The following is a 21,527-nucleotide window of genomic DNA, read 5'->3' as shown; positions in this document are numbered from 1 at the left end:
CGTTCGGGGCATTCCGCTAATATGTGGCCGCCAGATTCAAATAACAAGAGAGCCATACCAAGTGGCTCCTAACGGAGGACAGTATGCAAAAAGGATGGCGTTCACTGCTTATAGCGACACTGATCACTGCGACCAGTGCAGCTGGTGCAGTAGAAACTCGCACGCTAAATAACGGCCAATTGGTACTCGAAGATGTGCCAAACATTCCCCAAACTATCATCAATGAGCTCAATCGTTATCAAAACGTACGCTCAGCTAGCTTCCGGGGCTGGGACATTGACGGTAACGGTATCTATGTCAGTACCCGCTTCGGCGAAGTTTCTCAATTACACAAGGTAGAGAATGCGGGTGGCGCTCGCCGACAACTAACTTTTTTCGAAGAGCCGATAGGCGGTATGTCTACCCGCCCGGAGCACCGCCAGCTGGCATTCACCATGGATGCCGGTGGCAATGAATACGCCCAGATTTTCCTGTTTGATACAGAAAACGGCACTAGCGAGATGATTACCGATGGTGAATCTCGCAATGGCAGTATTCTCTGGAATAAGCAGGGCTCAGCTATCGCTTACCAGAGTACTCGCCGAGATGGCAGGGCCAATGATATATGGCTAACCACTTTCGACGGTGACAAAAAAGAAGACCGCTTGATCCTTAAGTCTGAGGATGGCAGTTGGTGGGGTCCCAGTGATTTCTCACAATCCGGCAGCCAAATTTTGGTCATGCAATATATCTCCTCCACTCGATCTAATGTCCATTTGCTGGATCTCGACAGCGGCGAAGTCTCACTACTCGCCGGTACGAGCGATGAAGAGGCTGATTCCCGCAATTTCCCAGCGGGTTTCAGTTATGACAATCGCTCGGTTTATATCATCTCTGACAAAGGGCGCGAATTTACCCAACTGATCCGCAAAGACCTGGAGAGTGGCAATGAAAAGATAATTACCTCCGATATCCCCTGGGATATCAGCAGCTTTATCCTCAGTAAAGACGGTCGCCGCGGTGCTTTTGTCGCCAACGAAAATGGTATGTCCACCCTCTATCTATACGATCCACGCAATGACCGCTACCGCAAGGTCGACTCGCTGCCGATCGGTCTTATCGGCGGAATAGAATTTAACCCCGAAGGTGATAAGCTGGCCCTAACCCTAAACACACCTAAAACTCCCTCCGATTCCTTTGTCATGGACCTTGGCCGCCGCCCGCTATCCAGTGGTGACCTTACCCGATGGACATTTAGTGAAGTCGGTGGTCTCGACAGCGAAAGCTTTGTCGAACCCGAACTGGTGCACTATCCGACTTTCGACGAGGTGGATGGAAAGCCGCGTGAAATTCCCGTATTCGTCTATAAGCCGCGTAATGCCAAAGGCCCTGTACCTGTGGTTATTTCAATCCACGGTGGCCCTGAAGGACAGTACCGTCCCATGTTTTCCAGCACATACCAGCTGTGGCTAGAAAAACTTGGCGTTGCTGTAATTGCTCCAAATGTACGCGGGTCCGCTGGTTATGGTAAGAGCTACCTAGCCATGGATAACGGCTACAAGCGCGAGGACTCAGTTAGGGATATCGGTGCTCTTCTGGACTGGATTGCTACCCAGCCTGACCTGGATCCGGAACGCGTTGCTGTGTTTGGCGGCAGCTACGGTGGTTACATGGTGCTGGCCAGTAGTGTTTACTACTCCGATCGTTTAAAAGCAGCAGTGGATATCGTCGGCATCTCTAACTTTGTCACCTTCCTCACCAATACCAAGAGCTATCGTCGCGACCTTCGTCGAGTCGAATACGGTGATGAGCGGGATCCGCAGATGCGCGCTTTCCTGGAAAAAATCAGCCCCAACAACAATGTGGACAAGATCCAGGTGCCAATGTTTGTAGTGCAGGGACAAAATGACCCTCGGGTACCTGTCACCGAGGCTGAGCAAATCGTGGCTGCACTTCGTGAGAATGGCAATCAAGTCTGGTATATGAACGCACTCAATGAAGGGCACGGCTACCGCAAGAAAGAGAACAGTGATGCCTTTACCCAGGCAACAGCTCTCTTCTTTGCCGAACACCTACTAAGTGAAGATCAAAAAAAGCAGCTCAGCTTGAATGAACAATAATTATTTGTTCCCAGAAAAAGAAAACGGCCTTTAGGGCCGTTTTCTTTTAATAACTGAACTATGTAAGGAACCCCTGATTAGCTAAACAGAAAGGGAAATGTTTCCACAATCGCAATCAAGTTAAGAACAATCGCCAATATCCAAAGCCAATAACGGCTCTTATCCCCGAAGATCCCGGTAACAGCCGAATTCAAAAAGCCGGTAACCAATGAGATTTTGGGAGATATAAATGCAATCAGGCAGATAAAAGCCAACCACTCAAGCGCCACCCAGGTCACCAACACACTATTCGTTACAGACAAAGATAGAACTGCGCTCACTGATAAAAGCAGCAGCAATACATCTACAGTCCCAGATTTTGTCATCCCATATCCCAAGAAAGTCTACTTGCGTACTAATTCTGTCATGCAGAATAGTTTCGTGCCCCAAAAATATCTGTGCCGATACGCACAATAGTGGCACCGCAGGCAATAGCAGCCTCCATATCTTTAGACATCCCCATGGATAGAGTATCCAGAGCCTGCTCGGGAAATTCTTCGCGAAGACTTTGCAACAGCCCCGCCAACTGAATAAACGGTTTTTCCTGCTCAAATACATTGTCACGAGCAGCGGGAATCGCCATCAAGCCACGCAGGCACAGCCCTGGCAATATGATCACTTCACGCGCCAGAGCCACCAAATCCTGTGGAGCTATGCCAGACTTGCTCTGCTCGCCATCGATATTCACCTGCAAGCAGATATTGAGTGGTGCCATATTACTGGGGCGCTGTGCCGATAGCCGCTGGGCGATTTTTAAGCGATCCACCGTGTGCATCCAATGAAATCGCTCCGCCACAGATCGGCTTTTGTTCGATTGAAGCGGCCCAATAAAATGCCAGTGAATATCCAGGTCGGACAGGGCATCCTGTTTTTGCAGGGCTTCCTGTAAATAATTTTCGCCAAAGTGATGCTGGCCAGCTGTAAAAGCAATCCGCAGGTCTTCCGCCGGTCGTGTTTTGGAGACTGCCAACAGTGTAATTTCTGCGGGGTTGCGATCGCAGTTGTTGCAGCATGTCACAATCCGCTCACCTACTGCATTCAGGTTTTCGACGATTGTCTCTTTGCGCATATACTGATGCCCTTACCGATTTGAGCGGCGATTTTACCTGAGCCCAAACAAGAACCATAAGGTAGCAGTATGGATATCACTGAACTCCTCGCCTTTAGCGCCAAGCAAAACGCCTCGGACTTACACCTCTCGGCGGGCCTGCCGCCGATGATCCGTGTCGACGGCGACGTGCGCCGTATCAACCTGCCCTCAATGGAGCACAAGCAGGTACACGGCCTGATCTACGAGATCATGAACGATAAGCAGCGCAAGGATTACGAAGAACTACTGGAAACAGACTTCTCTTTTGAAGTCCCCGGTGTCGCCCGCTTTCGTGTAAACGCCTTTAACCACAACCGGGGTGCCGGCGCCGTATTCCGGACCATTCCCTCCAAAGTTCTTACTATGGAAGACCTGGGAATGGGTCAGGTATTCAAGCAGATTTCGGATACTCCCCGTGGCTTGGTGCTGGTGACCGGGCCCACGGGTTCCGGTAAGTCCACCACCCTGGCGGCGATGATGGACTACATCAACGACAACAAATACGAGCATATCCTCACCATCGAGGACCCGATCGAATTTGTGCACGAATCCAAGAAGTGCCTGGTGAACCAGCGTGAGGTACACCGTGATACCCACGGCTTTGCCGAAGCACTGCGCTCTGCACTGCGTGAAGACCCGGATATCATTCTCGTAGGTGAGATGCGGGACCTGGAGACTATTCGCCTGGCGCTGACTGCGGCAGAGACCGGTCACTTGGTATTCGGCACCCTGCACACCACTTCCGCCGCCAAAACCATTGACCGTGTGGTGGATGTATTCCCGGCGCAGGAGAAAGCCATGGTGCGTTCAATGCTGTCAGAATCCCTTCAGGCCGTTATCTCCCAGACGCTAATGAAGAAAAACGGCGGTGGCCGGGTTGCTGCCCACGAAATTATGCGTGGTACCCCAGCCATCCGTAACCTGATCCGCGAAGACAAAATCGCGCAGATGTACTCGGCCATCCAGACCGGAGCCAGCGTCGGCATGCAGACCATGGACCAATGTCTGGAAGACCTGGTGGCACGTCGCATCATCAGTCGCGAAGTGGCTCGCGAAAAAGCCAAGATGCCGGAGAACTTCTAAACGGCCAAAACCCGCCCCCAATCTGGGGAAGAAAAGTCGAGATAAAACGCGGTAAACACCATGGATATTGAAAGACTTCTACAACTGGTTGTAGAGAAGGGCGCTTCGGATTTATTTATCACGGCGGGCGTCCCGCCCTCCATCAAACTGCACGGCCGAGTGGTGCCCTGCAGCAGCACCGCGCTCACGCCAGAGAAAGCCCGCGAGCTGGTAGTGGGAACCATGAACGAGAAACAGCGGCGCGAGTTTGCCGAGCAAAAGGAATTGAACTTCGCGATTGCAGTGCGCAACGTGGGGCGTTTCCGGGTATCGGCCTTCTTCCAGCGCAATCTGGTGGGTATGGTGCTGCGTCGCATCGAAACCAAAATCCCCACTATCGATGGACTCGGACTACCCGACGTACTCAAAGACCTGGCCATGACCAAACGCGGGCTGATTATTTTTGTGGGCGCCACCGGTACCGGTAAGTCCACATCCCTCGCCTCCATGATCGGCCACCGCAATGAGAACACCAAGGGCCATATCATCACCATTGAGGACCCGATCGAATTTATCCACCAGCATCGCGGCTGTATTGTGACCCAGCGCGAAGTGGGCCTGGATACCGAGTCTTTCGATGTAGCCCTGAAAAACACTCTGCGTCAGGCACCAGATGTTATTCTGATCGGTGAGGTGCGCTCCCGCGAAACCATGGACCACGCCATCGCTTTCGCCGAGACCGGCCATTTGTGTCTGTGCACCCTCCACGCCAACAATGCCAACCAGGCCCTCGACCGGATCATTCACTTTTTCCCGGCAGACCGCCACAAACAGTTGTTTATGGACCTGTCCCTCAACCTGAAGGCGATGGTGGCCCAGCAGTTGGTACCGACCCCCGATGGCGATGGTCGCCGTGCCTGCCTTGAGATCATGATCAATACCCCACTGATGTCGGACCTGATTCGCAAGGGCGAAGTGGATAAGATCAAGGAGTTGATGAAGCGCTCTGGTGAGCAGGGAATGCAGACCTTCGACCAGGCACTCTACGAGCTCTACGATGGGGGAGAAATTACCTATGAGGATGCCCTCTCCCACGCCGACTCCGCCAACGATTTGCGCCTGATGATTAAGCTCAAATCCGAATCCGATGCCGAGTACTTAAATAGTGCCGCTGGCGAGTTGAGTCTACAAAATGATTCAGAGTACGGAGACGGTGGTCCTCAGCTCTACTAGCCCCCGTTCCAGCCAGATCAAAACCGTTTACAGACATATCAAAGGTCCCCAGCCTGTAAACGGTTTTCACCCGGTATAATCCGCTGCGGATATTTCCGCAATGCAAAAGCTGATCCCGCCCGACATTGAATGATCTCGCGGGCTCTTTTCTGCAGCATTTTTATTGGAAGAAAATAGCCTTTCAATAAACCTCTATTTTCCTGCGCAATATCCCGTTTAAAGAGTGACCAATCAATATGAATAAAAAATTCGCCTTGATCACTGGTGGCAACCGGGCATTGGTGCCGCGACAGCCAAATTACTTGCCCACAGGGGGTACCAGATTGCCATTAGCTACCGGCAGCGCAAGCAGCAAGCGGAAGAACTGATCGTCGAACTTCGATCTTTTGGTGTTTTAGCAAAAGCCGTTCGCGCCGATATCTCCTCAGAGAAAGATATTGTTCAGCTATTCAATGCGATCGACGAGCAACTAGGCCCAATTAGCTGCCTGGTTAACAACGCGGCAATCATTAAACCGCAAATGCGCGTCGAAACGATGGACGCTGAGCGCATCAATGAAATCCTGCGTACCAACATCACCGGCACCCTGCTCTGCTGCCGGGAAGCAATCAAAAGAATGTCTATCAAAAATGGGGGCACTGGAGGAACCATCGTGAATATTTCCTCTGCTGCCAGCCGTTCGGGATCACCTAACGAGTACATCGACTATGCAGCGAGTAAGGGCGCTGTCGATACGCTGACCATCGGGCTCAGCCAGGAAGTTGCCGATGAAGGGATTCGCGTAAATGGTGTTAGGCCTGGCTTTATTTATACAGAAATGCACGCTGATGGTGGCGAAGCAGACAGAATTGAGCGAGTAAAGTCTGCGATTCCACTCAAGCGTGGGGGACGAGCAGAGGAAGTGGCTAAAGCTGTGGCTTGGCTACTCGGTGATGAATCCACCTTTACTACCGGTTCATTTATTGACGTTGCAGGCGGGAAGTAGGACCAAAAAATATGTTAGAAGCACTCTTTTCACTAATTGCAGCAACCGCTCTATTGCTCGGCTCCCCTGGTCCAGCACCACTTGCCCTGGCCGCATCGGGAGCGACATTTGGAGTGAGAAAAAGCGGCGGTTTCCTTATCGGCATCCTGCTTGGCCTGAGTGTCGCCATTGTCGGGGCAACCGCCGGCATCGCCGCACTACTGGCAGCCTGGCCAGAAGCGCGCTTGGCGGTTCAGCTTTGCGGTGCCTTATATATTGGCTATATCGCGATCAAAATTGCCACGGCCCCGGTACTGGAGCAGGGCGAATCGTCGACGGCTCAGCCTCCGTCGCTGCTGGATGGGTTTATTTTTAACTTATTGAATCCCAAGGCCTATGCTGCTTTTCTCGCCATATTCTCCCAATTCTTACTACCGATTGAAGAGAGTGGCCTGAGCTATTTAGCCACAGGCTTGGTCTGTTTACTGGTAGCCGCTGCGGTGGATTTTATCTGGTTGTGCTTAGGAGGAAGCCTGAGGCCGGTTTTTCATAAACCCAGGCAGGCGCGAATAATCAGGGTATGTTTTGCGGTATTAATGGTTGCAGCCGTACTCGCTGTTTTTATCCGCGGAAGTATTTAAGCTCTAACACATCTCTGCGATCAATCCTTTTACCGAAGGCAGCATGCGCCGGCTCACCAGCGGCGCTGCTGTTACGCCATCCAGCTCTACCCGGTAATTTGTACCGTCCCTGCGCAACCCAACAATATATTGCACAGCCACCAGTGCGCTGCGGTGAATACGCACGAAACGCTGTCCAAACTCACTTTCAAGCTCTTTTAGAGACTCATCCAGAATGGTCTCTCCAGCGGAGTGATGGGCTACAACATACTTGCTGTCCGCAACCAGACAGCGGATAGAATCTACATCCAGCAGCTCCACCCCCAGGCGGCTTATCGCCTTAATGCGGCTGCGGCCACTGGGCTCCTCCAGATCCTGCTTGGTTAACAACTGCTGCTGCAGCTTACTCAGACGCTGCGCTTTGGAAACTGCCTCGCGCAGCTGTTCGACATTCACAGGTTTTAATAGATAACCAACCGCTGAGGTGGCAAAAGCGGGCAAAGCAAACTCATCGTGAGCAGTGCAGAAAATTATTGCCGGCGGACACACAAAGCTGGATAACTGCTGAGCCAATTCCAGGCCGCTACCACCGGGCATTTCAATATCCAGTAGCACAAGGTCCGGGTCGAGTTCGCGGATCTGTGATAGTCCGGCTTCAATATCTGCCGCTTCTCCTACAGCAATACAATTATCGATCCTCTCCAACTGCCGGTGCAGACGGGCACGAGCCAAAGGCTCATCATCAACAATCAGTACGCGCAATTGGGTCACTCCATCACCTCGATAGTCTTCTTGGAATTTGTGGTGGACTCTATTTCCCGCCGGTCCACTTCCCGGGGAGATAAGGGTAGCTGTAGTATGACCCGGTACCGGCCCTCCTCCCGACGGGCGGTAAATTTGAAGCGATCGCCGTAGTATGCAGTGAGACGCTGGCGAATATTCTCTGTCGCCATGCCATTACCTGTCTTCGCAGGAACTGCACTGTCCTGTGGCAATGGGTTTTCAATAACAACTTTGAACATGCCCCCCTCTTGCGAGAGTTGTACTCTGATCTCTCCGCCTGCCCGCAACTGTGCCACACCGTGCAACACCGCATTCTCCAATAGGGGTTGTAGCAACATACTGGGCAGCTGAACCTTATCCAGGCCCGCGTCTAGCTGCCAACTCTGGCGCAAACGCTCCCCCAGACGCAGGGCTTCAATCTCCAAATAGCGTTGGGCTAGAGTAATCTCTTGCGCTAAAGGCACCAGCTTTGGATCGGCGAGGCTTGCACGAAATAATGCACATAAATCCTCTACCAACCGCTCCGCGCGATCAGGATCAACAGCGATCAAACTAGCCAGGCTGTTCATACTGTTAAAAAGGAAGTGGGGGCGAATCCGCGATTGAAGTGCCTCAATTCGGGCACCGAGCTCCGCCTGCTGCTGGTTGTAGAGTTGCTGCTGAAGATAGGCGTAGCGCAATACCACCCCCGCACAAATAGCCCCAAGCAGGCAGTCGCCCGCAAACCCCCAGCTGTCAAAACTGGTCTGCAACAACACCGCGCGCAGGGAGCGCTGCACTGCCATCACCAATATGAGCACCGACAGCACTGCAATAAAACTCAAGCCGCCAGCGAGTTTGTGGGGCATTTTCGCCAGGCTCGGCCGAAGCCGGCACAGCAGCGCGGCCGAAGGTAATATCACCCATTGGATCACCAGAGAGATCAGCCCCAGGCGCTGCCAACTGAATTCCGGTAAACCATCCAGGGCCAGGACCAGCACCAACGCCAGCAACTCCCCCATCAACACCAGTACCGCCAGAGAGGTGACACTACAGAGGTCTGGCAGAAACGGAAGCTGCCCAGATAGCGCAGAATCCTTATTTCCTGTGCGATATTTTCGAATTTTCTGCGTTATAATGCCCGACGGCCAGGGGAATGACATGCAGTTGTTATTCTTGATTGTCCCAAAGTTCCAAGCGCAAGATATCACCAAGCTCCCCAGCCTTTCATCTCACTGCAGCCAGGAAAACCATGAGTAACGAAAAATCCCCCTCCGAGTCCGCCAACAATCCTGCCGCCAAACTCTGGGGCGGCCGCTTTAGTGAAGCCACCGATGCCTTTGTCGAGCGATTTACCGCCTCGGTGACTTTTGACCAGCGCATGGCCATGGAAGACATCCAGGGATCACTTGCCCACGCGCAGATGTTGTCAGAAGTGGGGGTATTAAGTGCTGATGAATATCACAAGATAGCCGACGGCCTGAAGGGCATCGCCGAAGAGATAAAAGCGGGAGAATTTCCCTGGTCTGTGCAGCTCGAAGATGTCCATATGAATATCGAAGCGCGCCTGACCCAACGCATTGGTGCCACTGGCAAGAAACTGCATACCGGCCGCTCGCGCAACGATCAGGTGGCAACCGACATCCGCCTGTGGCTGCGTGGGCGCCTCGATCTGATTGCTGCCGAACTGACCCGCCTGCAAAATGGCTTGGTCGATTTGGCGGAGCGCGAAGCCGATACCATTATGCCCGGCTTTACTCACTTACAGAGCGCGCAACCGGTGACCTTTGGCCACCACTTACTGGCCTGGAATGCCATGCTGAGCCGGGATTTCGAGCGCCTCATGGATTGCCGCAAACGGGTTAACCGCTCACCGTTGGGAGCCGCAGCACTGGCCGGCACCAGCTATCCGATCAATCGCGCACGCACAGCGGAGTTGCTGGGCTTCGATGCCCCCACAGAAAACTCCCTCGACTCAGTCAGCGACCGGGACTTCGCTATCGAGTTCTGTGCATTCGCCGCGCTGCTGCTCACCCATCTGTCTAGGGCCAGTGAAGAGCTGGTGCTGTGGACCTCCAGCCAGTTCGACTTTATTGACCTGCCCGATCGCTTCTGCACCGGCTCCTCAATTATGCCGCAGAAGAAAAACCCCGATGTTCCGGAGCTGGTGCGCGGAAAAACCGGCCGGGTTAACGGCCACCTGATTGCGCTGCTCACACTGATGAAGAGCCAACCGCTGGCCTACAACAAGGACAACCAGGAAGATAAAGAGCCGCTATTCGATGCCGCCGATACCGCTCTGGATTGCCTGCGCGCGTTTGCCGATATGGCGCCGGCACTGAAGGCAAAAAAAGAAAATATGCTGGAAGCTGCGGCCAAGGGCTTCTCCACCGCGACGGATCTGGCCGATTATCTGGTACGCAAAGGAGTGGCCTTCCGCGATGCTCACGAAATTGTCGGGCAGTCCGTATCCTTTGCTATTGAACAGGATAAAGACTTATCCGAACTCAGCCTGGCCCAACTACAGCAGTTCTCAACAGAAATTGGCGAAGATGTATTTGAGGTGCTGACTTTAGAGGGCTCGGTTGCGGCTCGCGATCATATTGGCGGTACCGCACCAAACCAAGTGCGCGCGGCCTGTAAACGCGCACGGGAAGAGATTTCGCAGCGCGCTTAAGCGCTGTTTAAGCGGATAATCCGAGGGAAACCTGTTCGCTAAGCGGATAATCCGAGGGAAACCTGTTCGCCTTGCTGCTCGCTCAATACGCGGTCGAGCAAAGTCGGCAGGTCCTCACCGGTCGTGGTGCACTTCCAACCGGGGTTTTCAAAAGAAAGATGGTAGCCACCGGATTTGGCGGCGACCCACAACTCCCGGTTGGCAGACTGGCGCGAGAGAATTACCTGGCTGCCATTGTCTTCCAGGGTCAGGGTCAGTACCGCATCACTGCGTTCGTAGTCAATATCCCAATCGCAGTGATCGAGTGCATCCTCAATACCGATTAGAGTCTGCTCCACAGCCGCATCATATTCCGCTTGGCTCATCTTTGGTTACTTCTGTTACCGTGTAATGTGTTGAATCAGGTGGGCCGCTATACTATCAGGCTTTTGCCGGTTGCCGCTGCGAATCTCCGACTCTCAGGATGTTATCGATGCTCAAAAAACGACTCTCTCTATTAACCATCACCATCGGTGCCACCGCACTGTTACTGGGCTGTGGCCAAAAAGGTCCTCTCTATCTTCCACAGGACCCCGCCATGCCCGCCTCCAATATTCCAGGTGGCCCGCCGGAGACAGTACCCACCAGTGGTGCAGCACAACCCGGCGAGCCCGGCTCCGCAGCAGAGCAAGCGGTGGAAACCGTTGACGAAATTGAATCTGAAGACGGCTATGGGCCCGATTTTGATATCGATGACACCATTGAGACCGGCCCGACTATCGAAGTCGACGACGAATCGGGCACAGCGGATGACTCCAATGTCGAGGAAGATTTAGAAGAGTAAGAACCGGTCATATGAGAGAGTTTAGTTATCGCGACGGTAGCCTGTGGGCTGAGCAGGTTTCACTGGAACAAATAGCTGAGAATTTCGGCACCCCCACTTATGTCTACAGCCGCGCACACTTTGAACGGCAATATCGGGATTACGCCGAGGCCCTCGGCAATCGTCCCGGCCTAATCTGCTACGCAGTGAAAGCCAACAGCAACCTGGGCATTCTGTCACTGCTGGCACAGCTGGGGGCGGGCTTTGATATTGTTTCCGGCGGGGAACTTGAGCGAGTGCTGCTCGCCGGCGGCGACCCATCGCGAATCGTATTTTCCGGAGTGGGTAAAACCTCAGAGGAAATGCGGCGTGCTCTGGAGGTTGGAGTGCACTGCTTCAATATTGAATCAGAAGCGGAAATTGACCGCCTTGAGCGCGTGGCCGCAGAGTGTGGCAAGACCGCCCCAATTTCCATCAGGGTCAATCCCGATGTGGATGCCCAAACCCACCCCTATATTTCCACTGGCCTCAAAGAAAATAAATTTGGAATCGCCATAGACAAGGCGATCGAGGTTTATCAGCACGCAGCGGATTCTGAGCACCTGAAAATTACCGGTGTGGACTGCCATATCGGTTCCCAGCTCACCGAAGTCGCCCCCTTCCTGGATGCACTCGATCGCCTGCTGGTCCTTATCGATCAGCTCGCCGAGCTGGGAATTACTCTGGAACACCTGGATCTGGGCGGAGGCCTCGGAGTGCGCTATCGGGGTGAGGAACCACCCCCTGTCGGGGATTACCTGGCGGAGGTCCACAAGCGTATCGGCGAACGCAATTTATCCCTGATTCTCGAACCCGGCCGCTCCATTGCCGCCAACGGCGGCGCCCTGCTGACCCGGGTCGAATACCTGAAGCGTACCGAAGAGCACAACTTCGCTATCGTCGATGCCGCCATGAATGACAACCTGCGTCCGGCCCTTTACCAGGCGTGGCAGGATATTGTGCCAGTGACACCGGACGAGAGTGAAAGTACCCTGTGGGATATTGTCGGTCCGGTATGCGAAACGGGTGACTTCCTGGGTAAAAACCGCTCCCAATCTCTGCGAGAGGGGCAACTGTTAGCCATGTTGTCGACCGGTGCCTACGGTTTCACCATGAGTTCCAATTACAACAGCCGCTGTCGCGCTGCTGAAGTACTTGTGGATGGCGACAAAACTTACCTGGTGCGTGAGCGGGAGACTTTTGCCGACTTGGTTCGCGGTGAGACCACTGTCCCCAAAAAAGCCTGATCAGCTACTTGCATCGCAGTGGGGTCCATTTTTCAGCCCGGGCCCCAAACCGCAGCTAACGCCGCGGAAAATCAGTACGAACAGAGAAATGGAATGCGCGTTAAATTCAGCAAGATGCATGGGCTCGGCAACGATTTCGTGATGCTCGACGGCGTCAGCCAAAAAATTAAACTGACCCCGGAAAAAACTCGTCGCCTGGCAGACCGCTGCCTCGGCGTGGGCTGCGACCAGGTACTGCTGGTGGAGCCGCCCCGCACACCCGAGGCGGATTTTCGCTATCGCATATTTAACGCCGATGGCAGCGAAGTGGAAAATTGCGGCAATGGCGCCCGCTGCTTTGCCCGCTTTGTACGTGAACGCCGCCTTACCGGTAAGAAAAATATCCAAGTAGAAACTGCCGCCGGTTTACTGCACCTGAGAGTACTGGACGGGGATCAGGTTAGTGTCGATATGGGAGCACCGGTCCTCGAGCCCCAAAAAGTGCCTTTTTCCGCCGATCGCCGTGCAGAATCCTATCCCCTGGAAGTGGACGGGGAGACCTTCACCATTGGTGCTGTATCCATGGGCAACCCCCACGCGGTTCTGCTGGTGGAAGATATCGCTTCCGCACCGGTAGAAAGACTCGGGCCCCTAATTGAACGCCACCCGCGGTTCCCACAAAAGGTCAACGCTGGCTTTCTGCAAGTGGATACACGCACCGAAGCCCGGCTCAGGGTATTTGAGCGCGGGGTTGGCGAAACTCGTGCCTGTGGCACCGGCGCCTGTGCTGCCATGGTATACGCTCGCCTGCGAAACCTGGTGGATGACAAAGTCCAAATTCAGCTCCCCGGCGGCACACTGACAATTCACTGGAGCGGACCCGGCCAGCCAGTTACTATGACCGGGCCCGCAACCACAGTTTTTCACGGGCAGATTATTCTCTAAACAATTGTCCGGGTATTTGGCAGTAAACCCGCCACAAGCGGGTACGGGATAACTCAGAGAGCAGAACGCTTCGCCACATCAGTTGTCCGATGCCCCATCCCCGTGCCAGAAAAAGCAAACACAATGGAACACACAGACGCCAATCAGCCCCCCGAAGAGATTGCCGGCGACACTCACAAGGAAACCCAGCGTGACGATAAACTGCTGGCACGGCAGGTAGCCCGCTACCTGATTCAAAACCCGGAGTTCTTTGAAGAGCGCATGGAACTTCTGGAAACCATCAAGTTGCCGCGGGAAAATGGCAAGACCGTGTCGCTGATGACCCACCAAACGAATTTGCTGCGTGAGCGCAATATCGAAATGCGCCAGCGCCTCGACCAGCTCTTGCACAACGCACGGGACAACGACCAGTTATTTTTCAATAGCCGCCGACTTATCCTGGCACTGCTGGAAGCTGAAAATATCGGTGAAGTCACAGAAGCTCTCTATGCCAGTTTCGCCGCTGACTTCAATGTTGAGTTCACCAGCCTGACTCTGTTCGAGCCACTATCTGTTCCCCGCCAAAGCCTGGGACAAGTTCAGACCAACACATTTTCCGATGCCGAGACGGCAATTGGCGGAATAATTCGTAACGGCCGCCCCATCTGTGGTGTTTTGCGCCAGCGGGAAAAAGAATTCCTATTTGCGGAAAAAGCGCAATATATCGCTTCAGCTGCCGTAGTTCCTTTGGGCAATCAACTTGGCACTCTAGCGGTAGGCTCTGCTGATCCCCAGTATTACCGGTCTAGCCTGGGTACTTTATTCCTATCCTATATCGGCGAAGTCCTGGAGCGCCTGCTACCGAAACTGCTCAATCGGTAAAAGCTCTGAGAGGGGTTTGGCCAACTGTCACTCCTCCTGCTGGAGGAGCAACAGCGACCAGAGAGATTAGATAGGGCGGCTGCCGTATTTTGGCTGCGGTTTGCGCGGGGGGTCGGCGGTAACTTCTGGATCAACTTCACTAATCGCGCCGCCACCGGCGAGAAACTCCTCTACATCGGAACTTAACTGGCTTCTGGCACGCTGGCGAGAGGTGATACTGCGTTCTTCTGCAAATTCCTCGGAGTCCTTGCTGCGAGAGTTCTTACCCTGATCTTCATAACCATCTTTCATAGCTAAAACCCTGTAACCTTTACTCCTGTTACAGAGGGAGTACCTCTGTGCCGCCCCTTTCCCGCGGCATCTACAAAACTGACAACCACTTTCCAGTGGCGATCCCCTACCGCGTCAATAGCGGCGATTAATTTATAGGCAGTTCCCCACCCCCGTGCCAGTAACACAAGGAGGAGGCTGTAGAGTTTTTTGTTGGGAAATGAAATGGGAATATTTCAGTTAGTTATGCAGATTTTTGCGCCTGCACCGGTAGCAGATATTTCAAGCAAAATAGATAACAAAGATCGAAGGCGAGATAGCGGGATTTATCAGAAGTGCATATAAAGCCCCTTGCGGGGCTTATGATACTCAATCGCTACGTTATGAAAGAGTTATCAAACAGGTTACACAGCTTCGCTACCGGTTTCACCGGTACGGATACGAATGACTTCTTCGAGAGCCGTGATAAAGATTTTGCCGTCACCGATTTTGCCGGTTTGCGCCGCCTTGGTGATTGCCTCAACAGCGGAGTCCACCATCTCATCATCAACAGCGAGTTCCAATTTTACTTTCGGTAGGAAGTCCACCACATATTCGGCGCCACGATAAAGTTCTGTATGGCCCTTTTGACGCCCAAAACCTTTTACCTCGGTGACGGTCATTCCTTGCACGCCCACTTCAGACAGGGCAGTGCGTACATCATCCAATTTGAAGGGCTTTACTACAGCCGTAATCAATTTCATCTTGAGTATTTCCCCTGATTCGTCCTCGTCGAGAGAACCTTACCCAGGCCACTGCCCCGCCTATGGGGCAGCACCGACACTGTTAACTTACTTGTTCATAAATTCCGGGTAAGCTTCCATTCCGCATTCGGTCAAGTCAACACCCTCTTGCTCCTCATCTTCGCTCACACGGATACCAGTGACGAGCTTGAGCAGGTACCACACTGCAAATGAACTGACGAATACCCAGCCAAAGATGGTCAGTGCACCAATCAATTGCCCGCTGAAACTGGAATCATTGTTAGTCACAGGTACCAATAGCAAACCGAGCAAGCCGACAACGCCGTGTACAGAGATAGCGCCCACCGGATCATCAATTTTCAGCTTATCCAGGGTGATGATAGAGAAGACCACCAACACACCGGCGATCATACCGAAGAGGGTTGCCTGCAATGCAGTCGGGGTCGATGGCTCCGCAGTAATTGCTACCAGACCAGCCAGGGCGCCATTGAGCAACATGGTCAGATCAGCTTTACCGAACAGGATACGGGCGGTGATCAGTGCAGCAATAGCACCACCGGCAGCAGCGGTATTGGTATTCACAAAGACCATGGCAACGGAGTGTGCACTGGCAGCATCGCCCAGCTTCAGTACGGAGCCGCCATTGAAGCCAAACCAGCCCATCCACAGGATAAAGGTACCCAAGGTTGCCAACGGCAAGTTAGCACCGGGAATGGCATACACTTGGCCGTTAGGGCCGTATTTGCCTTTGCGCGCGCCCAGTAGCAGGACACCAGCAAGCGCAGCCGCTGCACCCGCCATATGCACGATACCGGAACCGGCAAAATCAGAGAAACCGAGATCGCCCAAGTTGTACAGGCCGAAAACCTCTTTGCCGCCCCAGGTCCAGGCACCTTCCAGTGGATAGATGAAACCGGTCAAAACTACTGCAAAGGCCAGGAAACTCCACAGCTTCATACGCTCGGCAACCGCACCGGATACAATGGACATAGCGGTAGCTACGAAAACCACCTGGAAGAAAAAGTCTGAAGCTCCGGAATAAACGGAGTCACCTTCAAAACCATTTTCTGCAGAATCGCTGAGGACGCCTTCCAGACTAAACGCCTCAATACCGGACAATGCCCAGCCACCATCGTACATAATGGCGTAGCCAGTCAGCAGATACATAATGCAGGCAATCGCAAACAGGGCCACATTCTTGGTGAGAATTTCCGTGGTGTTTTTGGAACGCACCAAGCCGGCTTCCAGCATGGAAAAGCCGGCGGCCATCCACATTACCAAGGCGCCGCACATCAGAAAGTAAAAAGTATCAATTGCATACTGCAATTGAAAAATTTGGTTCTCCATATTCCTCTCCGTTCAAATCTGGATATTTATTAAAATTATGTTTTCGGTTTTTAATTAAATTGCTGCATTACCGGTTTCTCCGGTACGTATGCGCACGACCTGCTCAAGCTCTGCGACAAATATTTTTCCGTCACCGATCTTGCCACTCTGCGCGCTGGAACCAATTGCTTCGATAACCGCATCCAGTTGCGAATCTGACACCGCTATTTGCAGCATGGTTTTCGGAAGAAAATCCACCACATACTCTGCACCGCGATACAATTCCGTATGCCCTTTTTGGCGACCAAAGCCCTTCACTTCAGTAACCGTTACACCATTAACCCCCGACTCCCGCAGGGCATCTCTCACAGCATCCAGCTTGAAGGGTTTAATGATTGCAGTGATTAATTTCATGGTATTCCCCTAAAGAAAAACGGGCCCTCGTATTAGCGAAGGCCCTTTTGTATTACCAGGTATAAGTCGCGCCAGCGAGCAATGTAGGTTCGCACCAGTCGGTCTCGTAGCACTCTTTATCGCTGACATCGGTGCCCACGAAAGAAGCGCTCAGGCTCAAGCCGCCAAATTCCTTACTGAGGGAAACGGAGTAATCGATATAGGAATCAGATCCATCGAGAAAACCTTCTTCTTCAAAAAGGTTTAATCCCAGATGTAGATCGAGAGAAAGATCTGAGGGAAGAGCGAAACTATATTCCGCATAAGGGTAATAAAACTCACCGGTATCCGCCCAATAATCATCGGAATAGGCAAACCCCAACGTTAAGTCTGAAAAACTCAGGCTGCCGTATATTTCCTGATAATCTTCATCTTCACTTCCTCCGTGATAGGCGTAATAAATGTAGCCAACATCAAAGCTAACGCTGTCATTGATATCCGCACTATAACCGCCGTAAAAATCCTGTTCGTAGTCGGTTTGATCAGTCTCGTAATCAAAATCCACTTGGGATGCCCAGGTGCCAATATAAATGCCGTTTCCAAAATCGACATCGACACCACCCTGTAATGCGGGGCCTCCATCAGTCTGGCTAATACCACGGAATCTATAGTCAGAAACAAGACCCACATTGGCACTAATGCTGGGACCGCCCTCGGCAGCCATCGATAAATTTGCAGCGCCCAGTGCGAGAACGGCACCGGTGACGAGAGTGGCAACTTTATACATTTTATTTTCCACTTTAATCCTCCAAGGCTTTTGAAGCTGTTTTTTCGAGTGCTTTTATGGCGCCGCCTGCAATCAGTCCTTCACTGTCGGGTGTGACAGAGGGTCGCTTGCGTCTCGTGAACTGCTACTTTCCCAGACTCCCAATGATCGTTAATGGGACACCTGCACAGATTGTTTGCAGACTTGATGCCAACACTGCAACCGCAAGCAAAATCAATAAGTTAGGAGTAATTGAATTAGTAAAATTCGTACGAATAGAAACTCGGAGGCAAAGTGCTGCACCAACATGGAACTGCCTTTCTTCCTTTGCACTGAAGTGGGGAGGTAAAGATTAAGGTGCGCTCAGAACGGTGCGCTGTTAGGCTGCTTTTTCCAAAAAATGCACTGGGTTACAATCCCGTGCTATTCATATCCATCTTATTTAGCGAGGAAATGCCCGTGGCAGCAGATAAACTGCAACAGCTGCTGAAAGAGCTACAACAACAGGGCGCCGTGGTGACCAGTGACTTGCGCAGTGCTCTGGAAGTATCACTGGATAAATTGCCATTGGTCTCCCAGCGAGAGTTCGACACTCAGGTGGAGATACTGCGCCGGACCCGGGAAAAGCTGGCACGACTCGAAGATAAGGTCGAAATGCTGGAGCAGGCCCTGGCGCAGAGAGACAGCGCCGCCAAGGACTAAGCCCAGGGAGCCACTTCAAGGATGAAATCGTGAGCCTCTCAGTCACCTACTCCCGAGCTCAGCTCGGGGTCTCTGCACCTCTGGTTACCGTAGAAACCCACCTGGCAAATGGACTCCCTGCTTTTCATATTGTGGGTTTACCGGAAGCGGCGGTGCGGGAGAGCCGCGACCGTGTGCGCAGCGCCCTAATCAACAGCCATTTCGACTTCCCCCAGCGCCGTATTACCGTCAACCTCGCCCCCGCCGACTTACCCAAGGAAGGTGGCCGCTACGATCTGGCCATCGCCATCGGTATTCTCAGTGCCTCGGGACAGGTTCCCACCGAAACTCTGGAACGCTATGAATTTATTGGCGAGCTAGCACTCACCGGCGCCTTGCGGGAAGTAAGTGGTAGCTTACCGGCAGCCGTGGCCTGCACCAATGAAGACCGTAAACTCGTTGTGCCTACCGAGAACGGTGCGGAAGCCGCGCTGGCAACCGGCGAAGTCAGCATTGCCAACTCCCTACTGGAAGTTTGCGCCGAACTTCATGGGCGTGAATCTATGCCCAAAGCTGTTGCAGAGCCTATTGCCGAAGAGCACCTGTGCGCAGACTTAGCCGATGTGCGCGGCCAACTAAAGGCCCGCCGCGCTCTCGAAGTGGCAGCAGCCGGGAGCCACAATCTGCTTTTTTACGGTCCGCCCGGCACCGGCAAAACCATGCTGGCCAGCCGCTTGCCAGGAATATTGCCCCCGCTGACAACTGAAGAGTCACTAGAGGTAGCGAGCGTTTACTCCAGCGCAGGCCTACCTCACCAGAGCCTGCGCCCTTTCAGGGCCCCACACCACAGCGCCTCCCCAACAGCGCTGGTCGGTGGGGGCAGTACTCCACGGCCCGGTGAGATATCCCTCGCGCACCGGGGAGTCCTATTCCTTGATGAGATGCCCGAATTTCCCAGGCACGCCCTGGAGATACTGCGGGAACCCCTGGAGAATGGTGAAGTGCGTATCTCCCGCGCCCGAGCCCAAGTCACCTACCCCGCCCACTTTCAGCTGGTCGGGGCTATGAACCCCTGCCCTTGTGGCTATTTAGGCGAACCCCGCTGTCGCTGTACCCCAGACCAGATAGATCGATATCGTAACAAGCTCTCAGGCCCTCTGCTGGATCGTATCGATATGCAGGTAGAGGTGGGCGCTATGAATGCTGTGCAATTACAGGATTCAGCTCCCGGAGAAACTTCCGATACCGTGAGAGAGAGAGTTTGTGCCGCACGCCAGCAACAAATACAGCGGCAAGGTAAGACAAATAACCTGTTAAAAGGCGCAGAGCTGGAAAAGCACTGTGCCTTGGGGGAAAAGGAGAAACACCTCTTACGTCAATCGGTGGAAAAACTGGGGCTATCCGCGCGTAGTTACCATCGGGTCCTTAAAGTAGCCCGAACCTTGGCAGACCTTGCTAATTCTGAACGTATAAGCACAACTCAAATTGCTGAAGCTTTGGCGTACCGCAATCTGGACAGGCGCCAAACGGCTACGGCATAACTTGCCTATATGAACACTTACACATCCCGAGGAATCTATACCGGTCTCGATACCTTTATTCGTGAGCTGAGGTGGATACTCAATATCAGCTCATGAAGTAATTTAAATTAGGATCCCGACTATAAGACCCCATTTCCAAAACATGGAGCACTTTACGCCCCAAATATTGTGCACCTTGTTCACGTCCCCCAACCCCATAAGGAAAGATCACATCGCTTAAAAAATTCCTCAGGTGCGCCAGATAATTAAATTGGAAAGTCCCAATATTTGGATCAAAAAATATCAAATTTTCAAGATCCAAGGCCATAGTATGCGAATGAAAACTTCGAGTGGAAATTATTCGAAATTGATTTATATCTGGCCCCTGACAGCAGTAATCACCAACCCAATTTCTAAGTCTATTGACATATTCTTTACGGGGCATATTTCCTACGAAACCGTGAGTATTCATCCACAAATGGGCATCCTTCATCTGAGTACTCGCAGCTTTTGTGGCATTAAATAATTCTATTGCCGGTGAAAGAGCATCAGCAATAACTCTCTTATTCTGCCCGACCATAGGGTCTAGATAGACCCTGTTTTTAATTTGCCCCTCAAGCCAATAAAGTGCTAGTGCTATACATATACCATCTCCAACTCCCCTTTTAGTGAGTACAGTGTGAATTTTACTTCCAGGGGATTGTGAAAACTCAACGACTCTAATACAACCCCGAGCTCTTGCTGCTAAGATAACTCTTTCTATAATTCTGCGAGTATCTCTTGCAGTTCGATTCATCCATAAAGGCATATTTATCCTCACCCAGTAAAAGCTTCGATCATTATTCGACAAATTATTGCAACTCAACTTGTCGACAACTTTTCGTCCGATTGCATGTACATGAACAATTAACCTTCATCCTACAGTGAGGCTTTACTGTATTTTTGATTTTTCTTGCTATTTCTCCCCCTAGTGATTTCAGTATTTTATAAACCCAACCCACTTAAAATAGGCCTGTATTCATTCACATTAATCATTGCAATTATTGACATGGCGATCAGTTGACATAACCACCCAAATAGTTATCATGGCAATCATCTCTATGTAAAGGCACTATATATGAACAAGCATCTATTCATTATTGCCAAGATTTCCCCCAAGGCTGAATTCTTCATACAAGCCAAACAGGCCATCTTATCCATAGTGGCTAATACGTTGAAGGAAGAGGGCTGCCTGCAGTTTGCTGTGCACGAAGACGGGGAACACCTGTTTTTATACGAGGAGTGGCGCAGCCAGGAAGACTTAGACAAGCATTACGCTATGCCCTATATCGCTCCGATATTCGAAGCCTATCAAGAGTGGCTAAAAGAGCCTGTGGAGATCAATAAGCTGGTGAGGTTGGCTTAATACC

24 protein-coding genes are annotated in these 21,527 nt (G+C 52.3%); 13 read left to right on the top strand and 11 right to left on the bottom strand.

The annotated features are described in order from the left end of the window. The first annotated feature begins 83 nt into the window (after positions 1-83). The gene (locus ACJJIM_RS21430) at positions 84-2,099 is read left to right on the top strand and encodes a prolyl oligopeptidase family serine peptidase (protein WP_444911927.1); all 2,016 of its coding nucleotides are present in this window, start codon (positions 84-86) and stop codon (positions 2,097-2,099) included. 77 nt (positions 2,100-2,176) lie between these two features. Here the strand turns inward: ACJJIM_RS21430 and ACJJIM_RS21425 are convergent, their stop codons facing one another. Together ACJJIM_RS21425 and ACJJIM_RS21420 are read right to left on the bottom strand one after the other, a co-directional pair. After that, a complete protein-coding gene (locus ACJJIM_RS21425) occupies positions 2,177-2,464 on the bottom strand; it encodes a hypothetical protein (protein ID WP_444911926.1) in 288 nt (95 codons plus the stop codon). 38 nt (positions 2,465-2,502) lie between these two features. Further along, positions 2,503-3,207, bottom strand: a complete 705-nt coding sequence (locus ACJJIM_RS21420; protein ID WP_444911925.1) for a YggS family pyridoxal phosphate-dependent enzyme — start codon at positions 3,205-3,207, stop codon at positions 2,503-2,505. 69 nt (positions 3,208-3,276) lie between these two features. Here ACJJIM_RS21420 and ACJJIM_RS21415 point away from each other — a divergent pair, with 69 nt between their 5' ends. The 4 genes from ACJJIM_RS21415 (at position 3,277) to ACJJIM_RS21400 (ending at position 7,128) form a co-directional block, all read left to right on the top strand. Next, entirely contained in the window at positions 3,277-4,311 is a 1,035-nt protein-coding gene (locus ACJJIM_RS21415) for a type IV pilus twitching motility protein PilT (protein WP_108731395.1), read from the top strand. A gap of 60 nt (positions 4,312-4,371) precedes the next feature. Next, the gene (locus tag ACJJIM_RS21410) at positions 4,372-5,523 is read left to right on the top strand and encodes a PilT/PilU family type 4a pilus ATPase (protein ID WP_108731394.1); all 1,152 of its coding nucleotides are present in this window, start codon (positions 4,372-4,374) and stop codon (positions 5,521-5,523) included. A 247-nt stretch (positions 5,524-5,770) separates the two neighbouring features. After that, on the top strand, positions 5,771-6,508 hold the full coding sequence (locus ACJJIM_RS21405) for an SDR family oxidoreductase (protein ID WP_444913411.1): 738 nt from the start codon (positions 5,771-5,773) through the stop codon (positions 6,506-6,508). 11 nt (positions 6,509-6,519) lie between these two features. Next, on the top strand, positions 6,520-7,128 hold the full coding sequence (locus ACJJIM_RS21400; protein ID WP_413664051.1) for a LysE family translocator: 609 nt from the start codon (positions 6,520-6,522) through the stop codon (positions 7,126-7,128). 3 nt (positions 7,129-7,131) lie between these two features. On the opposite strand, the gene ACJJIM_RS21395 is transcribed toward ACJJIM_RS21400, so the two are convergent. Together ACJJIM_RS21395 and ACJJIM_RS21390 are read right to left on the bottom strand one after the other, a co-directional pair. Continuing rightward, the gene (locus ACJJIM_RS21395; protein ID WP_444911924.1) at positions 7,132-7,878 is read right to left on the bottom strand and encodes a LytR/AlgR family response regulator transcription factor; all 747 of its coding nucleotides are present in this window, start codon (positions 7,876-7,878) and stop codon (positions 7,132-7,134) included. Next, on the bottom strand, positions 7,875-9,032 hold the full coding sequence (locus ACJJIM_RS21390; RefSeq protein WP_444911923.1) for a sensor histidine kinase: 1,158 nt from the start codon (positions 9,030-9,032) through the stop codon (positions 7,875-7,877). The genes ACJJIM_RS21395 and ACJJIM_RS21390 overlap by 4 nt, the downstream gene beginning before the upstream one ends. Before the next feature lie 89 nt (positions 9,033-9,121). Between ACJJIM_RS21390 and argH the strand changes: the two genes are divergently transcribed. Continuing rightward, positions 9,122-10,546 (top strand): argininosuccinate lyase, encoded by a 1,425-nt coding sequence (argH, locus tag ACJJIM_RS21385; RefSeq protein ID WP_444911922.1) that lies wholly within the window; start codon positions 9,122-9,124, stop codon positions 10,544-10,546. 38 nt (positions 10,547-10,584) lie between these two features. Here argH and cyaY read toward each other — a convergent pair whose 3' ends face one another. Next, positions 10,585-10,911, bottom strand: coding sequence for an iron donor protein CyaY (cyaY, locus tag ACJJIM_RS21380; RefSeq protein WP_282930329.1), 327 nt, complete (start codon positions 10,909-10,911; stop codon positions 10,585-10,587). A gap of 107 nt (positions 10,912-11,018) precedes the next feature. On the opposite strand from cyaY, the gene lptM reads away from it, so the two are divergent. The 4 genes from lptM (at position 11,019) to ACJJIM_RS21360 (ending at position 14,419) form a co-directional block, all read left to right on the top strand. Beyond that, positions 11,019-11,369, top strand: coding sequence for an LPS translocon maturation chaperone LptM (gene lptM / locus ACJJIM_RS21375; RefSeq protein ID WP_282930330.1), 351 nt, complete (start codon positions 11,019-11,021; stop codon positions 11,367-11,369). 11 nt (positions 11,370-11,380) lie between these two features. Beyond that, the gene (gene lysA, locus ACJJIM_RS21370; RefSeq protein WP_444911921.1) at positions 11,381-12,634 is read left to right on the top strand and encodes a diaminopimelate decarboxylase; all 1,254 of its coding nucleotides are present in this window, start codon (positions 11,381-11,383) and stop codon (positions 12,632-12,634) included. Between the two features lie 93 nt (positions 12,635-12,727). Then, the gene (gene dapF / locus ACJJIM_RS21365; RefSeq protein WP_413664046.1) at positions 12,728-13,558 is read left to right on the top strand and encodes a diaminopimelate epimerase; all 831 of its coding nucleotides are present in this window, start codon (positions 12,728-12,730) and stop codon (positions 13,556-13,558) included. Positions 13,559-13,681: 123 nt separating this feature from the next. Next, positions 13,682-14,419 (top strand): DUF484 family protein, encoded by a 738-nt coding sequence (locus ACJJIM_RS21360; RefSeq protein WP_413664045.1) that lies wholly within the window; start codon positions 13,682-13,684, stop codon positions 14,417-14,419. Positions 14,420-14,485: 66 nt separating this feature from the next. On the opposite strand, the gene ACJJIM_RS21355 is transcribed toward ACJJIM_RS21360, so the two are convergent. From ACJJIM_RS21355 to ACJJIM_RS21335, 5 genes are all read right to left on the bottom strand, one after another. Beyond that, positions 14,486-14,710, bottom strand: a complete 225-nt coding sequence (locus ACJJIM_RS21355) for a hypothetical protein (RefSeq protein ID WP_108731384.1) — start codon at positions 14,708-14,710, stop codon at positions 14,486-14,488. A 383-nt stretch (positions 14,711-15,093) separates the two neighbouring features. After that, positions 15,094-15,432 carry a P-II family nitrogen regulator gene (locus ACJJIM_RS21350; protein WP_108731383.1) on the bottom strand — a complete coding sequence of 113 codons (339 nt, stop codon included), beginning with the start codon at positions 15,430-15,432 and terminating at the stop codon, positions 15,094-15,096. Between the two features lie 87 nt (positions 15,433-15,519). Beyond that, a complete protein-coding gene (locus ACJJIM_RS21345; protein WP_413664044.1) occupies positions 15,520-16,779 on the bottom strand; it encodes an ammonium transporter in 1,260 nt (419 codons plus the stop codon). A gap of 54 nt (positions 16,780-16,833) precedes the next feature. Next, entirely contained in the window at positions 16,834-17,172 is a 339-nt protein-coding gene (locus ACJJIM_RS21340; RefSeq protein ID WP_413664043.1) for a P-II family nitrogen regulator, read from the bottom strand. Positions 17,173-17,224: 52 nt separating this feature from the next. Beyond that, complete coding sequence (locus ACJJIM_RS21335; protein WP_413664042.1) at positions 17,225-17,950, bottom strand: TorF family putative porin; 726 nt, start codon at positions 17,948-17,950, stop codon at positions 17,225-17,227. Positions 17,951-18,376: 426 nt separating this feature from the next. On the opposite strand from ACJJIM_RS21335, the gene ACJJIM_RS21330 reads away from it, so the two are divergent. Next, positions 18,377-18,619, top strand: a complete 243-nt coding sequence (locus tag ACJJIM_RS21330; protein WP_108735120.1) for an accessory factor UbiK family protein — start codon at positions 18,377-18,379, stop codon at positions 18,617-18,619. Positions 18,620-18,648: 29 nt separating this feature from the next. Continuing rightward, the gene (locus tag ACJJIM_RS21325) at positions 18,649-20,139 is read left to right on the top strand and encodes a YifB family Mg chelatase-like AAA ATPase (protein WP_444911920.1); all 1,491 of its coding nucleotides are present in this window, start codon (positions 18,649-18,651) and stop codon (positions 20,137-20,139) included. Between the two features lie 85 nt (positions 20,140-20,224). Here ACJJIM_RS21325 and ACJJIM_RS21320 read toward each other — a convergent pair whose 3' ends face one another. After that, positions 20,225-20,926 carry a YopT-type cysteine protease domain-containing protein gene (locus ACJJIM_RS21320; RefSeq protein WP_413664040.1) on the bottom strand — a complete coding sequence of 234 codons (702 nt, stop codon included), beginning with the start codon at positions 20,924-20,926 and terminating at the stop codon, positions 20,225-20,227. A 309-nt stretch (positions 20,927-21,235) separates the two neighbouring features. Here ACJJIM_RS21320 and ACJJIM_RS21315 point away from each other — a divergent pair, with 309 nt between their 5' ends. Further along, positions 21,236-21,523, top strand: coding sequence for a putative quinol monooxygenase (locus tag ACJJIM_RS21315; protein WP_413664039.1), 288 nt, complete (start codon positions 21,236-21,238; stop codon positions 21,521-21,523). The last annotated feature ends 4 nt before the right edge of the window (positions 21,524-21,527 follow it).

Source organism: Microbulbifer maximicatervae (SeqCode) (genome assembly GCF_052467615.1).
Note: the sequence above shows the minus strand (reverse complement) of the source record. Positions and strands in the feature narration are given on the sequence as shown.

What these genes read in the sequence shown, in the direction of transcription:
- ACJJIM_RS21350 (WP_108731383.1), bottom strand. Translation starts at nt 15,432, where the DNA reads ATGAAATTGATTACGGCTGTAGTAAAGCCCTTCAAATTGGATGATGTA.
- ACJJIM_RS21425 (WP_444911926.1), bottom strand. Translation starts at nt 2,464, where the DNA reads ATGACAAAATCTGGGACTGTAGATGTATTGCTGCTGCTTTTATCAGTG.
- ACJJIM_RS21415 (WP_108731395.1), top strand. Translation starts at nt 3,277, where the DNA reads ATGGATATCACTGAACTCCTCGCCTTTAGCGCCAAGCAAAACGCCTCG.
- lptM (WP_282930330.1), top strand. Translation starts at nt 11,019, where the DNA reads ATGCTCAAAAAACGACTCTCTCTATTAACCATCACCATCGGTGCCACC.
- ACJJIM_RS21390 (WP_444911923.1), bottom strand. Translation starts at nt 9,032, where the DNA reads ATGTCATTCCCCTGGCCGTCGGGCATTATAACGCAGAAAATTCGAAAA.
- dapF (WP_413664046.1), top strand. Translation starts at nt 12,728, where the DNA reads ATGCGCGTTAAATTCAGCAAGATGCATGGGCTCGGCAACGATTTCGTG.
- lysA (WP_444911921.1), top strand. Translation starts at nt 11,381, where the DNA reads ATGAGAGAGTTTAGTTATCGCGACGGTAGCCTGTGGGCTGAGCAGGTT.
- ACJJIM_RS21355 (WP_108731384.1), bottom strand. Translation starts at nt 14,710, where the DNA reads ATGAAAGATGGTTATGAAGATCAGGGTAAGAACTCTCGCAGCAAGGAC.
- ACJJIM_RS21360 (WP_413664045.1), top strand. Translation starts at nt 13,682, where the DNA reads ATGGAACACACAGACGCCAATCAGCCCCCCGAAGAGATTGCCGGCGAC.
- ACJJIM_RS21420 (WP_444911925.1), bottom strand. Translation starts at nt 3,207, where the DNA reads ATGCGCAAAGAGACAATCGTCGAAAACCTGAATGCAGTAGGTGAGCGG.
- ACJJIM_RS21410 (WP_108731394.1), top strand. Translation starts at nt 4,372, where the DNA reads ATGGATATTGAAAGACTTCTACAACTGGTTGTAGAGAAGGGCGCTTCG.
- ACJJIM_RS21345 (WP_413664044.1), bottom strand. Translation starts at nt 16,779, where the DNA reads ATGGAGAACCAAATTTTTCAATTGCAGTATGCAATTGATACTTTTTAC.
- ACJJIM_RS21315 (WP_413664039.1), top strand. Translation starts at nt 21,236, where the DNA reads ATGAACAAGCATCTATTCATTATTGCCAAGATTTCCCCCAAGGCTGAA.
- ACJJIM_RS21430 (WP_444911927.1), top strand. Translation starts at nt 84, where the DNA reads ATGCAAAAAGGATGGCGTTCACTGCTTATAGCGACACTGATCACTGCG.
- cyaY (WP_282930329.1), bottom strand. Translation starts at nt 10,911, where the DNA reads ATGAGCCAAGCGGAATATGATGCGGCTGTGGAGCAGACTCTAATCGGT.
- ACJJIM_RS21340 (WP_413664043.1), bottom strand. Translation starts at nt 17,172, where the DNA reads ATGAAATTAATCACTGCAATCATTAAACCCTTCAAGCTGGATGCTGTG.
- ACJJIM_RS21400 (WP_413664051.1), top strand. Translation starts at nt 6,520, where the DNA reads ATGTTAGAAGCACTCTTTTCACTAATTGCAGCAACCGCTCTATTGCTC.
- argH (WP_444911922.1), top strand. Translation starts at nt 9,122, where the DNA reads ATGAGTAACGAAAAATCCCCCTCCGAGTCCGCCAACAATCCTGCCGCC.
- ACJJIM_RS21320 (WP_413664040.1), bottom strand. Translation starts at nt 20,926, where the DNA reads ATGCCTTTATGGATGAATCGAACTGCAAGAGATACTCGCAGAATTATA.